Here is a 13,198-nt window from a genome sequence, read left to right as displayed (position 1 = left end):
CATCATGGCGGCCTACGCGCCGTCGAAGTCGTTCCTCAACGCCATCACCGTGCAGTACGCCCGGCAGTTCGACGGTACGAACATCCTGATCAACGCCGCCTGCCCGGGCCTGGTCGCGACCGACTTCACCGGCTTCCACGGACCCCGCACCCCCGAGCAGGGCGCAGCCACCGCGATCCGGCTCGCCACGCTTCCCGACGACGGCCCGACCGGTTCATTCTTCGAAGACGACGGCGCCATCCCCTGGTGACCTGCGGGCGCCAACGCCCGGCCACTGGGTACAACGAACGGCCTAACGTGTCGGGTGCGCCCACATCCCCTCCTGATCTCTCCAGCCGGGGCCGCGCTGTTCAGGCGGCCTGGCTGAGACCGGCGGTGGTGAGGTCCTGCTCGCGCAGCGGGGTGAAGTCGACGTCGAGCTTCGGGTCGTAGGCGTCGGGCCGGATGGCGAGCTCGTGGGTGGAGTACTCGCCGAACCGGTTGATGTGCTCGGTCAGGTACGGGGAGATGTGGGCCAAGTCCTCCGGCTCGATCGTCCAGCCCTCCTCCAGCAGCTGCCGCACGATCTCGGCGATGTCCAGGGCATTGTGAAAAATGACCGCATTCGTGAGCAGAGCATTGAACTTCATCGCTTTTTCCTGCTCCACCGGGTCGTTGTCGGCGATGATGCCGCGGTTGCCGAACCCGATCCACTGGGAGAACCGGTTGAACGACTCCACCTTGTTCGTCGCCGCCGTGACCCGCCGGCGCAGCGGCGCGTCCGCGAGGTAGCGCAGCAGCTGCACGGTGCGGATCACACGGCCGACCTCACGGAAAGCGGCGTAGGTGGCGTTCTTCTTCGACCCGGACCGCAGCCGCTTGAGCAGCGTGGAGGAGGAGATCGCACCCTCCTGCACGGACACGGCCACCCGCATCAGATGCCGGAACTGGGACTCGATCAGGTCGAAGTCGATGACGTTCTTACCCACCTCGCCGAACAGAGCGTCGATGTGCACGTACTCCGTCTGCTTCGAGGGCCGGTAGAAGGTCATGCCCTTCCAATTCCTGATCCTGGGCATCAAATCGAAGCCCAGCAGGTGGGCAAGCGCAAAGACCGGCTGGGACTGTCCCTGGGTATCGGCGTGCACGGTGGCCGGCTGCACCTCGGAGGTGTTCTTCAACAGGCCCTCGATGATGTAGACGGCCTCCCACACCCCGCACGGGATGAAGTGCGTGAACAGCGCGATGTAGGTGTCCATGTGGGTGCCGTCGGCGGCCACCGTGGTGCCATCGCCCCACGCCTGCGAGATGTCCAGGTGGGCGTGCGCGTTGACCAGGTCGGCGATCGCCTCGTTCAGCAGCACCAGGGAGAAGTGCCGGTTCGCCACATACGCCAGCTCGTGCCCGCTCACCCCGGGAATGTGCCGGGCGGCCTCGTAGGGGCCCATGTTGGTGCCCTTCACGAACGTGGTGATCACATACCTGCCCAAGGGATCCTGGAGCTTGGGCTCGTTGCCGGAGGCCGGGCCGAAACGGCGCCACCACTCCATCCAGTACGCGGTCCGGGCCACGATCCCCATCAGGGACCGTTCCGGCATCCGGGCCTTGATCTCCTCCTCCAGCCGCTTCGCGGACGGCCGCTGCGCGTCCGCCCGGTGCGCCTTGAGCGACGGGATGCCCGTCTCGGTATCGATGACGAGGCCCTCGTTGTCCGGGTAGCCGGCATCCGCCGCCGCGGCGGCATCGCGCAGCCTGTCCTCCAGCTGCCGGCGGAAGAACTTCGCGTCGAACCCGGCGGCCTCGCCCTCCTCGCACAGGCCGACTTCCACCAGGTAGGCGCCCAGCTTCTCCTGCACGGCCTCCCAGGCCAGCAGCTGCTGGGACCAGTCCGCGTACTCCTCCGAGCCCACCACGGCCACGTCGCCGGTCCGCAGCTCCTCCGCGAGGGCGGTGAAGACCATCGCCTCGAAGTGCTTGCGGACGAACTGCCCCGGCCGCGTCTTGTTCGGCCACGGCCTTCTGCCAGTTCTGCGTGGCGAAGGAGACGTCCACCGCACGGCCGTCCTCGCCCAGGGCGCTGATGTACTCGCCGCGGGCCCCCTGGTGCCGCTGGGCGTGCGCGAGCGCGTCCAGGACCCGCGCGTCCTCCGATGTGGCGGTGAACTCCAGCTTCCCGGCCAGGTCGAACATCACCGCCCGGTCCCGGCCGATCTGCCCGTACAGCAGCACCTCCCAGAAGTTGCCGTGATGGGCGGAGACCTTCTCGATCTGCTCGTACTGCCCCGCGAAACCACCGAAGCCCTCCACGGCCTTGGTGACCGCGCCCAGCCCACCCGCCTGCACCGCCTGGGCCCTGGCCAGGGCGAGGAACGCCGGGGAAACCCTGCCCTCCAGCCGCCGTGCGACCTCGTCGGCCGACGCCTGTTCGTCCAGGCCCTCCAAGGCCATCCGGACCTCGGCGGTCATGGCCGAAGCCTTCTCCACCGCCACCTGAGCGGGACCCCCCTCGTCGTTCTTCAGCACGGTGCGGTAGTTCCCGATCAGGGCCTCGACGATCTCCCGCTCGGCCAGCCGGATCTCCTCCAGCTCCTGCTTCGCCTTCTTGATCTTCATCGCGACGCGCTTGCAGAACATCGTCGCTAGGTCGTCACGGACCCGCATCCGCGCCTTGTGCGCCAGGCACGCCACCAGAGCGAGGCGCTTGACGGGCTTGTAGTCCCGCAGAACGCCGGCAGCTCCAGCCCGGCCTCCACCACCTTCTCCAGCGCGATGTTGATCAGGTCCGCCGGCCGGTTCTTCGACTCGGCCTCCTTGCGGATCGACTCCTCGGCGATCCGCCGGGCCCTGCGCTGGTCGTAGGCCACGCCAACCCGCTGCCGGACCAGGCCCCGGTGGTTCTTCATGGTCTTCGCCGCCCGGTACACCGCCAGCGTGCCCTCCGGCAGCTCCACCGCCCGCCGCACGAACTCCGACACCGCCTCCGGAATGTCCCCCACCTTCGGAAAGCACCCCATCCGCTGATACGACTTCAGCGTCAGCAGCAGGGCCAGCAGATGATCATCGCTGTCCGTACGGTCGGCGGCCCACTCCAGCTCATCGCGAGTCGGCGAGAAGAACAGATGCAGCTCGTGCGCGGTGATCAGCCGCTTGAACCGCGGATACGCCGTTCGCTCGATCGATGTCACTACCCACCCCAGGCTCCAGACGACAGTCATCGCCATCAACGAACCTGAGCCGAACGGGTGACGCGCCGGGCCTTCACGGCTTCAAGATCATTCCATGGCCCCTTTTGGGCTTACCTCGGCGATACCCCCTGCTGGCTCACCCGACGCCTGCACATCGACCTCCTCCGCGCCAGCAGCGCCGCCCCCCTCCGGGGCTGACGGCCCGCTCCCGCCCGCCGACTGCCGCCGGCTGGCTGCGGCCCGTCGGCGCCCGCCCGCTGGCTGCCGCCCGCCGGCCGGCTGCTGCCGACTGGCTGCCGCCCCGCCCCCAAGCCCCGCCGCCGCGACCACCACCGCACCCGCCGGGCCCACGCCTCGACGGCACGTCCTGCAGCGGTGGCCGCGCCCAGCTCCCCGGGTTGCGGCCCGGTCGGCGGTGGTGGCTGCACCCGGCTCCCCGGGCTATGCCCCGCGCGTCGGCACGGTCGGCGGTGGTGGCTGCGCCCGGCTCCCCCTGGTGGCGCCCCCAGACCCCGGGCCTCGACGGCCAGTGGTGCGGGCGGTGTGGTGGCTGTGCCCGGTCCATGGCTGACGGGGTCGGTCGGGCGGTGGCTGTGCCCGGACTTCCGGGGCGCTGTCTCCGGATGCACGAGCCTCGACGGTCGGCGGGGCGCTGGCTGCGCCCCGGCTCCTTCGCCGCGATGGCGGGTGGGGCCGGTGGTGTGGTGGCGCGGGGTCGCGCCCCGGACCGTGTACCTCACACGCCGACTCGGCTGAAACGGCGTTGCGCCCAGCTCCGTCCGGCTCCGCTTTGCCCCTCAACCACCCCGTCCACCCCGTCCAGCCCAACCCTGCTCAGCCAGCCAGCCAGCCAGCCAGCCAGCCAGCCAGCCAGCCAGCCGGCCGGCCGGCCCCGCCCGTCCCTATGTGCGGCCAGCCCTGTCCGCCTCCGCCCGTCCGCTTCCGCCCGTCCCTACGGCCAGTCCCGTACGCCTCTGCCCGCCCCCCGCTCCTCCGGCTCCTCCCCGCCCGCGTCGCCGCGTCGCGCCCCCCGCCTCGCCTGGGGCGGTCTCGGAGCCAGTGGTGGGGGCGGCGGGTTCCGGGGGTCGCCGCGGCCGGCGGGGTTGGTGCTCCTCGACGACCTCGCCATCCGCCTCGCCGGCCGCCCCGACCTGTGCCCGCCCCCGCCCTCGCCCTCTTCACCGCGGCCGTCCGCGCCCTGCTCGACGGGGCCGCCCCGCGGGCCGAGCGGTCGGCGCCCTCGACCTGCTGGAGCGCCGGCCGTACGCCCTGGGAGATCGCCCGACCATCGCCGACGCCGACCTGTGGGTCGCGCTTGGCCACTGCGGCCCGCTGCCCGCCCACCCCGCCCCCACGTACGCTCGTACCTGCGACGCCTCCGCGCCCACCCGGCCTTCCATCCGGCCGCTTAACGGCAGCTGCGCAACGAATCACCGCCCCAGCACCCAAACGCGCAACGAATCGATGCGCGGAGCGCAACGCTCACGGCTTGTCGCGGTCCAACGCCCGAACGTACCGTCGTATGACCCCCTCCCCACCTGTCACAGAGGTACGCCCATGGCCCCGCTGCGCACCGCCCTCCTCCAGAGCTCCGGACGGCTCGGCGACACCGCCGAGAACCTCAAGGCGCTCGACGAGGCCGCAGCGCGCGCCGCACAGAGCGGGGCCGGGCTCCTCGTGACCGCGGAGATGTTCCTGACCGGCTACGCGCTGGACCTCCAGGACATCCCCGGCCTCGCCGAAGCGGCCGACGGCCCGTCCGCCGTCGCCGTCGGCGAGATCGCCCGCCGCCACGGGATCGCCGTCCTGTACGGCTACCCGGAGCGGGCGGCGGCGGCGGACGGCGGCGCCGTCTACAACTCGGCGCAGCTCATCGGCCCCGACGGCACCCCGCTCGCGAACTACCGCAAGACCCACCTCTTCGGCTGCTTCGAGCAGGACGCCTTCACCCCCGGCGACACCCCCGTGGTCCAGGCGGAACTGAACGGCCTCCGCATCGGCATCATGATCTGCTACGACGTGGAGTTCCCCGAGAACGTCCGCGCCCACGCACTGGCCGGGACCGACCTCCTCCTGGTCCCGACCGCGCAGATGCACCCGTTCCAGTTCGTCGCCGAGCAGCTGGTGCCGGTACGGGCCTTCGAGAACCAGATGTACATCGCGTACGTCAACCGCACCGGCCCCGAGGGCGAGTTCGAGTTCGTCGGCCTCAGCTGCCTGGCCAGTCCCGACGGGGTCACCCGTACCAGGGCCGGCCGCGGCGAGGAGATGGTGTTCGGCGAGGCCGACCCGGAGCTGCTGCGGGCCTCGCGCGAGACCAACCCGTACCTGCGCGACCGGCGCCCCGGGCTCTACGCCTCCCTCGTCTGAGCCCCACGCCCCACGCCCCCGCCTGAGCCTTCCCCCCTGCCCCGCCCTGCAAGGAGTCGTACCCCATGACGTCCACGGTGCCCACCACCGCCGTCCCGCACAGCGACGGACAGCCGCCGGTCATGCCGCCGATCACCATGTTCGGCCCGGACTTCCCGTACGCGTACGACGACTTCCTCGCCCACCCGGCGGGCCTGGGCCAGATACCGGCGACCGAGCACGGCACCGAGGTCGCCGTCATCGGCGGCGGGCTCTCCGGCATCATCTCCGCGTACGAGCTGATGAAGATGGGCCTCAAGCCCGTCGTCTACGAGGCCGACCAGATCGGCGGCCGGCTGCGCACCGTCGGCTTCGAGGGCGCCGGCACCGAGGGCCTGACCGCGGAGATGGGCGCCATGCGCTTCCCGCCGTCCTCCACCGCCCTCCAGCACTACATCGACCTCGTCGGCCTGGTGACGGAGCCCTTCCCGAACCCGCTCGCCGAGGCCACCCCCTCCACGGTCGTCGACCTCAAGGGCGAGACCCACTACGCGGAGACCATCGCCGACCTCCCGCAGATCTACCGCGACGTGTCCGCCGCGTGGAACGCCTGCCTGGACGAGGGCGCCGACTTCTCCGACATGAACACCGCGATGCGCGAGCGGGACGTCCCGCGCATCCGCGAGATCTGGGCGAAGCTCGTCGAGAAGCTCGACGACGAGACCTTCTACGGCTTCCTCTGCAAGTCCGAGGCCTTCCAGTCCTTCCGCAAGCGCGAGATCTTCGGCCAGGTCGGCTTCGGCACGGGCGGCTGGGACACCGACTTCCCCAACTCCATCCTGGAGATCCTCCGCGTCGTCTACACCGAGGCGGACGACCACCACCGCGGCATCGTCGGCGGCTCGCAGCAGCTGCCGCTGCGCCTGTGGGAGCGCGAGCCCGAGAAGATCATCCACTGGGCTCAGGGCACCTCCCTGTCCTCCCTGCACGAGGGCGCGCCGCGCCCCGCCGTGACCCGCCTGCACCGCACGGCCGGCAACCGCATCACGGTCACCGACGCGTCGGGCGACATCCGTACGTACCGCGCCGCGATCTTCACCGCCCAGTCCTGGATGCTCCTCTCCAAGATCGCGTGCGACGACACGCTGTTCCCGATCGACCACTGGACGGCGATCGAGCGCACCCACTACATGGAGTCCTCGAAGCTCTTCATCCCGGTCGACCGCCCCTTCTGGCTCGACAAGGCCGTCGACGACGCAGGGAACCCGACCGGCCGCGACGTCATGTCGATGACGCTCACGGACCGGATGACCCGTGGCACCTACCTCCTGGACAACGGCCCGGACCAGCCGGCCGTCATCTGCCTCTCGTACACCTGGTGCGACGACAGCCTGAAGTGGCTGCCGCTGTCCGCGAACGAGCGGATGGAGGTCATGCTGAAGTCCCTCGGCGAGATCTACCCGAAGGTCGACATCCGCCGCCACATCATCGGCAACCCGGTGACCGTGTCCTGGGAGAACGAGCCCTACTTCATGGGCGCGTTCAAGGCCAACCTCCCGGGCCACTACCGCTACCAGCGCCGCCTGTTCACCCACTTCATGCAGGACCGCCTCCCCGAGGACAAGCGCGGCATCTTCCTCGCGGGCGACGACATCTCCTGGACGGCCGGGTGGGCCGAGGGCGCGGTGCAGACGGCGCTGAACGCGGTCTGGGGTGTCATGCACCACCTGGGCGGCACGACCGACAGCACCAACCCGGGCCCCGGCGACGTCTACGACGACATCGCCCCGGTCGAACTCCCGGAAGACTGATCCTTCCAGGACCCCGTGACCACGGGCCGCCCCCGCGCAACAATCGCGGCGGCGGCCCGTTTTCAATGTCCGCGTTCCTTCAGCCCCGCGGGGTCAGCAGGCAGCGGCCGACCAGGCCCACTCCCGCGTCGAGGGACTCCGTGAACTCCTCGGCCAGGTCGGGTGACCGCCGCAGGGTCCACAACAGCCGGGCCGCCGCCCACGCGCCGGCGCGGGCGCGCTCCAGGCTCCACGAGCCGAGCAGATGGGTCAGCGGGTCGGCGAGCTCCAGGAGGTCCGGGCCCGGCATCAGGTCCTCCCGGATGTGCTCCTCCAAGCTCACCAGGGTGTCCCCGACCCGGTCGAAGTCCGCTTCGAGGGCGGCCGGTTCGCAGTCCAGGTGCCGACAGGTGGCCACCACCGCCAGCGCGAGGTCATGGCCGATGTGCGCGTTGATCCCGGCCAGCGCGTGCTGCAACGGCCGGACCCCCGGGTGGCGCCGGTACTGGAGCAGGGGCCGCCAGCACGCCGGGGCCCGGTCCGCCTCCACCGCCGTCAGATACCGTTCCGCGAACAGCACGCTCAGCGCCTCCGCCCGCCGCGGCGCGGGGAATCCGCCGTGGGCGATGCGCTCGTGCAGCGTCTCCGTCACCGTCAGGTACACCCGGTTGAAGACGGCGACGCCGTCCCGCTCGGGGAGTCGCTCGTCCAGGGCGCGCATCCGCGCGAGCACCGCTTCCATGGGACGCAGCGTCCCAGTCGGCCGGGCGGATGCGGGGAACTTGGCCGTACGCTTCGCCGGTTCGGGCGAAACACCGTCAACGCGGCGTGTCCGGGGCGTCCTGCTCGTCGTAGGCGGAGGTCCCCGAGTCGACCAGGGGACGCTGCTCGAACGAACCGCAGCGGCAGGGGTATGTTACGGGCGTATACCGGCAGGTTCGTCCCGGTTGGCAGGCGTCGGATCGCCCGCGGCCTGCCTGGGCCGCAGTACGGCGGCCCCCGCGATCAGCGCGAAGGCCAACAGCGTGACTAGCCCGAAGGACACCACCAGCGAGGTCGCGTCGGCCACCGCCCCGATCGCCGACGGTGCGATCAGGCCCGAGGTGTACGTGATCGTCGCGACACCGGCGATGGCCTGCGCGGGGGCCGGGCCGCTGCGCGCCGCCGCGGCGAACGCCAGCGGGACCACCACCGCGATGCCCAGCCCGATCAGCCCGAACCCCGCCATGGCCGCGGCCGGATGCCGGGCCGTCACCACGAACAGGCCGCCCGCGGTTGCCAGTACACCGCCCGCCCGGACCGTACGCACCGCCCCGAAGCGGTCCACCACCCGGTCCCCGGCGAGCCGGGCCAGCGCCATGGTGAGCGCGAACGCGGTGGTGGAGGCGGCCGCGAGCCCCGCATCCGTGTCGAGCACATCCCGCAGGTAGACCGCCGACCAGTCCATACTCGCGCCCTCGGCGAAGACCGCGCAGAACCCGATCAGGCCGATGAACAGTGCGGACTTCGGCGGCAGCGCGAAGTGCGGCGGCGCCGGCGCCCCGTCGTCACTGCGCAGGTCCAGGACCCCTCGTACGGCGACCAGCCCGGCCGCGGTGAGCGCGAGCGCGGCGATCGGATGGTGCAGCCGTGCGTCGGCGCCCGCATGGGCGGCGACCGTACCGGCGGCCGAGCCGAACAGCGCGCCCACACTCCACATGCCGTGCAGCGAGGACATGATCGAGCGGCCGAGCCGGTTCTCGGTCTCCACACCGAGCGCGTTCATCGCAACGTCCGCCATCCCGGCGGTGGCCCCGTAGACGAAGAGCGCGCAGCACAGCGCCACCAGGTTCGGGGCGAGGCTCGGCAGGATCAGGGACAGGGTCCACAGCGCCAGCAGCCCGCGCAGCGCGGGGCGTGCGCCGAAGCGGTGGTTGAGCCGACCGGCGAGCGGCATCGCGAGCGCCGCGCCGAGGGCGGGGAAGGCGAGGGCCAGGCCCAGAGTACCGGCGCTGAGCTGGGCGTGCTCCTGGATCCAGGGGATGCGGGTGGCGAAGGAGCCGGTGACCGCGCCGTGGACGCAGAAGACGGCGGCGATGGCGAGGCGGGCATGGCGCAGCCGCGCCGGGCGGAGCTCGATGTCGGTGTCGGTATCCCCGGTCATGAGACGTAAACTATCAGGGAACCTGCCTGATAGTTAATCCCGCGAACTCCCTAAGATGGCGCCGTGACTCCTGCCAAGGCCCTGACCGCCCCGCCGTCCCCCGCGTCCCCGAGCACGGCCCGGGCCATCAACGACCGGCTCGCCCTGCAACTCCTCCAGGAGGCGGGGCCGCTGACGGCGACCCAGCTCAAGGCGATGACAGGGCTGTCCCGGCCCTCCGTCGCCGACCTCGTCGAGCGGCTGGGCGAGGCCGGGCTGATCGAGGTCGTAGGGGAGTCCGGCGAACAGCGGCGCGGGCCCAACGCCCGGCTGTACGGGATCGTCGCCAGCCGCGCGTACCTGGCCGCGCTGGACGTACGTACCGACAGCGCGACCGCGGTGATCGCCGACCTACTCGGCCGGCCCCTGGCCCGGGCGGCCCTCCCCGTGGACGCGGTGGAGGAGGCGGTGGACCGGCTGGAGGCGCTCGCCACGGAAGCCGGCGCCGACCGGCTGCACACGGTGGTGATCGGCGCCCCGGGGCTGGTCGCCCCCGCCAGCGGTGAGCTGGGCGGCACCATCGGGCTGCCGTCCTGGCACCGGGACCTCGTGGCGGCCCTCCAACGGCGGCTGCCGGCCACGGTGGTGGTGGAGAACGAGACCAACCTGGCGGCCCTGGCCGAGCAGCGGGTGGGGGTCGCGCGGGACGTGGACTCGTTCGTGCTGCTGTGGCTGGGCACGGGGGTCGGCGCGGCGGTGGTCCTGGACGGCCGGCTGCGCCGGGGCGCGTCCGGCGGGGCGGGCGAGATCGGCTTCCTCCCGGTGCCCGGGACGGGCGGGCTGCCCTCCGCCACGGACTGCGCGGGCGGCTACCACGCGCTGGTCGGGCGGGACGCGGTGGCCGCGCTGGCGGCGGAGCACGGCTTCACCGGGCCGGTGGAGGAGGCCGTGGCGGGCGCCGCCGGGGAGGCGTTCCTGGACGCACTCGCCGAACGGCTCTCCCTCGGGGCGGCGGCGGTCGCGGCCATCCTGGACCCGGGGTGCGTGGTCCTGGCGGGTGAACTCGGCCGGGCGGGCGGGGACGCCCTCGCCGCCCGTGTCGCCCTGCGGCTGACCACCCTGACCCCGGTCACCACGGACGTCCGCGCCACCGCCCTCGGCGGCCCGGCGGTCCTCACGGGTGCCCGCCTGGCCGCGCGCGAGTCCGCCCAGGCGGAGCTGTTCGGCGGCTGACCGGCGCATACGCGTACCGCCGTGCGGTGCCTTTCTCCCCGCCCCGCCCTTCCACCGTTCCCGCGTACGGGAAACGTGCGAGGACCCGGTGGCCGCCGGGCCACCGGGTCCTCGCGTCGTGCTCACCCACACGGTGTCAGCAGGCGCCCTGGTCCTTCCAGACGCCCCACTCACCGGTGGTGCCGGGCTCCTCGTTCTGCGTCCACCACTGCGCCTTCCAGTTGTGGCCCTTGTGCGAGACGACTTGGCCGGCCGTGTAGACCGTACCCGCGACGTACGCCGGGCTGGTGCACGTACCACCCGGAGGCGGGGTCGTGGGAGGCGCGGTGGTCGGCGGGGGAGTGGTCGGCGGGGTGGTCGTGGGCGGCGGCGTGGTCGCACCGCCCGGCTCCACCACCGTCGCACCGCGCGCCAGGTCACCGGCGATGCCGTACGTGTTCCCGCCGAAGGTCACCGTCCAGTTGGACGGGGTGGAGGTCGGCAGGTAGTAGACGAAGTCCACCTCCGCCGAGGCGCCCGGGGCCAGCGACTGCCAGGACGGCAGCTTCAGCGAGGCCCGGTTGTAGTCGCCCTTCAGGCCGCCCACGTTGGTGCCCGTGTGGTCGCTGCGGATGATCTGGGTGTTCCAGCCGGACTGGTCCTTGGCGTTGTTCGGCGCCGAGGAGGAGTAGTCGAACTGGAACTCCGTACCGCCCGGCAGGGTCGCCGTCGTGTTGTTGGTGATCTTCAGCTTGGGGCTGATCGGGTAGTTGGAGTCGCCCAGCGGGAACTGCCCGAAGTCGACGTCCACCTTGATCGCCTGGCTCGGCATCGCGATGGTGGCGCGCTTGGCCCCGTACGGCGCGGCCGCCTTGAACTTCTCGTACATCGCGGTGGTGAGCGTGTCGCCCGTCTCGTACTGGCCCTTGGCGGCGTTGTAGGCGTAGTCGCCCGCCAGCTCCCAGACCATCGTGCCGCCGATGCCCTTGTTCACCACGTAGTCGGCCTTGGCGGCGACGGACTGCTCGTCCTCCGTGGACAGGAAGACCTTCTTCTGGTCGTTCCACAGCCACGGCGCCACCAGCGTGGAGTCGTACTTGCGGGCGTAGGTGCCGGTCAGCGTCGTGTTCGCCGGGAAGCCGTACTTGGTGATGTAGTCGCCGACGACCCCCTTCTCGAGGTTCTTCGCGTGCCACATCGGGTTCGACCCGGCCGGGGCCTCGACGCCGTTGGTGTCGAGGTCGTGCCACAGGTTGTCGATGCCGACCGCGCCGTCACCGCACTTGGTCAGGCCCGCGCCGGCCGGGCAGGTGGCGGACGGGGCCTTGCCCCACAGGCCGTCCGTGCCGCCCGTGACGTTCTTGAAGCCGCGGGTGTAGTACGGCAGGCCGATGTTGATGCGGCCCGACGGCATCGAACCGCGGAAGTAGTGGTAGGCCCAGTCGGTGTTCAGGTAGCCGATGCCGCCGTACTGGGAGGTGGAGTACACGCCCGCGGCGGCCAGTTCGGCGTCCTTGCCGTCGTCGAAGAGCGAGGCGTTCGGGCCGACGTACTCGTTCCACGCGCCGTGCAGGTCGTAGGACATGACGTTGACGTAGTCCAGGTACTTCTGCATCTGGAACGTCTCCATGCCCCGCAGCAGGTAGCCGGAGGAGGGGGCGGCGACGGACAGCAGGTAGTGCTTGCCGTCGGCGGCGCCCGCGCGGTCGAGCTTCTCGCGCAGGGACTTCATCAGCGCCGCGTAGCCCTTGACCAGCCCGGCCCGGCGGGCGTTGGAGAGCTGCCAGTCGAGCGGGTTGCCGGCGTCCTTCATGGTGGTCGGGTACTCGTAGTCGATGTCGACGCCGTTGAAGCCGTACTTGCGGACGAACTCGACCGAGGAGTCCGCGAAGGTGTCGATGCCGGCCTGGTTGACCGAGCCGTCGGCATTGGTGGCCATCGAGTAGAAGCCGCCGGAGGCGACGCGGTTGCCGTCGTCGCCGAAGTAGCCGCCGGTCTCGGCCCAGCCGCCGACCGAGATCAGCGTCTTGACGTTCGGGTACTGCTTCTTGAACTTCGTCAGCAGGTTGAAGTGGCCCTTGTACGTAAGGGCGGGGTCCATCTCGGCGCCCGCGACCCCGGGCCAGGTCATCCCGGTAGCGGCGTTGTTCGCGTTGTCCGCGCCGACCGAGATCTTGTTGTCGGCGCCGACGTGCGCGAAGGCGTAGTTCAGGTGGGTGACCTTGGACCACGGGACGTTGTTGGCGAGGTAGGCGGGCGTGCCGTCCTTGCCGGTGCGCCAGCCGGTGAAGTATCCGATGACGCGGCGCTGGTGGTCGGCGCCCATCTTCTCGCGGCCTTCGGAGTCGTAGACCGAGCAGTACGGGACGTCGACACCGGCGGTTTTGTACAGCCCGTCGGGGCGGCAGGACTCTTGGTCGGCGGCGTGCGAGACGCCCGCCGAGAGCCCGCCCACCAGCAGTCCGGCGATTGCGGCGCCGGATGCCAGGAGCATCGCTCTCGTACGCGTGGGGGACATCATGGTGCCTCCTGGGGAGGGGAGGATGGCAGGACACGAAGGG

The 13,198-nt window shown here is 71.3% G+C and carries 10 protein-coding genes; 5 read left to right on the top strand and 5 right to left on the bottom strand.

The genetic code is table 11. From position 1 onward, the window contains the following. A partial coding sequence (locus J7I97_RS35805; protein WP_214944031.1) for an SDR family NAD(P)-dependent oxidoreductase occupies window positions 1-250 on the top strand: 250 nt, incomplete at its 5' end. 100 nt (window positions 251-350) lie between these two features. Here the strand turns inward: J7I97_RS35805 and J7I97_RS35800 are convergent. Beyond that, on the bottom strand, window positions 351-1,940 hold the full coding sequence (locus J7I97_RS35800; RefSeq protein WP_214944029.1) for a Tn3 family transposase: 1,590 nt from the start codon (window positions 1,938-1,940) through the stop codon (window positions 351-353). Here J7I97_RS35800 and J7I97_RS39740 point away from each other — a divergent pair. Continuing rightward, window positions 1,930-2,622: a hypothetical protein gene (locus J7I97_RS39740; protein ID WP_214944027.1), complete on the top strand. Its 693-nt coding sequence runs from the start codon at window positions 1,930-1,932 to the stop codon at window positions 2,620-2,622. The two genes, J7I97_RS35800 and J7I97_RS39740, sit on opposite strands and share 11 nt — an antisense overlap. Here the strand turns inward: J7I97_RS39740 and J7I97_RS35790 are convergent. Continuing rightward, the gene (locus J7I97_RS35790; protein WP_214944025.1) at window positions 2,619-3,200 is read right to left on the bottom strand and encodes a DUF4158 domain-containing protein; all 582 of its coding nucleotides are present in this window, start codon (window positions 3,198-3,200) and stop codon (window positions 2,619-2,621) included. The genes J7I97_RS39740 and J7I97_RS35790 overlap by 4 nt on opposite strands. Before the next feature lie 1,521 nt (window positions 3,201-4,721). Between J7I97_RS35790 and J7I97_RS35785 the strand changes: the two genes are divergently transcribed. Both J7I97_RS35785 and J7I97_RS35780 read left to right on the top strand, forming a co-directional pair. Beyond that, a complete protein-coding gene (locus tag J7I97_RS35785; RefSeq protein WP_214944023.1) occupies window positions 4,722-5,534 on the top strand; it encodes a carbon-nitrogen hydrolase family protein in 813 nt (270 codons plus the stop codon). A 65-nt stretch (window positions 5,535-5,599) separates the two neighbouring features. Then, on the top strand, window positions 5,600-7,324 hold the full coding sequence (locus J7I97_RS35780; protein WP_214944021.1) for an NAD(P)/FAD-dependent oxidoreductase: 1,725 nt from the start codon (window positions 5,600-5,602) through the stop codon (window positions 7,322-7,324). A 79-nt stretch (window positions 7,325-7,403) separates the two neighbouring features. On the opposite strand, the gene J7I97_RS35775 is transcribed toward J7I97_RS35780, so the two are convergent. Next, window positions 7,404-8,045 carry a DUF5995 family protein gene (locus J7I97_RS35775; protein WP_214944019.1) on the bottom strand — a complete coding sequence of 214 codons (642 nt, stop codon included), beginning with the start codon at window positions 8,043-8,045 and terminating at the stop codon, window positions 7,404-7,406. A 174-nt stretch (window positions 8,046-8,219) separates the two neighbouring features. Then, window positions 8,220-9,446: an MFS transporter gene (locus J7I97_RS35770; RefSeq protein WP_214944017.1), complete on the bottom strand. Its 1,227-nt coding sequence runs from the start codon at window positions 9,444-9,446 to the stop codon at window positions 8,220-8,222. 63 nt (window positions 9,447-9,509) lie between these two features. Between J7I97_RS35770 and J7I97_RS35765 the strand changes: the two genes are divergently transcribed. Next, window positions 9,510-10,658: an ROK family transcriptional regulator gene (locus tag J7I97_RS35765; protein ID WP_308365836.1), complete on the top strand. Its 1,149-nt coding sequence runs from the start codon at window positions 9,510-9,512 to the stop codon at window positions 10,656-10,658. Between the two features lie 136 nt (window positions 10,659-10,794). Here J7I97_RS35765 and J7I97_RS35760 read toward each other — a convergent pair whose 3' ends face one another. After that, window positions 10,795-13,158, bottom strand: coding sequence for a chitinase C-terminal domain-containing protein (locus J7I97_RS35760; protein ID WP_214944015.1), 2,364 nt, complete (start codon window positions 13,156-13,158; stop codon window positions 10,795-10,797). Window positions 13,159-13,198: the final 40 nt, after the last annotated feature.

Source organism: Streptomyces sp. ISL-87, from assembly GCF_018614095.1.
Classification (GTDB): Bacteria; Actinomycetota; Actinomycetes; order Streptomycetales; family Streptomycetaceae; genus Streptomyces.
Note: the sequence above shows the minus strand (reverse complement) of the source record. Positions and strands in the feature narration are given on the sequence as shown.

Excerpts from the sequence above, each read along its gene's own strand:
- J7I97_RS35780 (WP_214944021.1), top strand. The coding sequence starts at position 5,600 with ATGACGTCCACGGTGCCCACCACCGCCGTCCCGCACAGCGACGGACAG.
- J7I97_RS35775 (WP_214944019.1), bottom strand. The coding sequence starts at position 8,045 with ATGGAAGCGGTGCTCGCGCGGATGCGCGCCCTGGACGAGCGACTCCCC.
- J7I97_RS35760 (WP_214944015.1), bottom strand. The coding sequence starts at position 13,158 with ATGATGTCCCCCACGCGTACGAGAGCGATGCTCCTGGCATCCGGCGCC.
- J7I97_RS35800 (WP_214944029.1), bottom strand. The coding sequence starts at position 1,940 with ATGGTCTTCACCGCCCTCGCGGAGGAGCTGCGGACCGGCGACGTGGCC.
- J7I97_RS35790 (WP_214944025.1), bottom strand. The coding sequence starts at position 3,200 with ATGGCGATGACTGTCGTCTGGAGCCTGGGGTGGGTAGTGACATCGATC.
- J7I97_RS35770 (WP_214944017.1), bottom strand. The coding sequence starts at position 9,446 with ATGACCGGGGATACCGACACCGACATCGAGCTCCGCCCGGCGCGGCTG.
- J7I97_RS35785 (WP_214944023.1), top strand. The coding sequence starts at position 4,722 with ATGGCCCCGCTGCGCACCGCCCTCCTCCAGAGCTCCGGACGGCTCGGC.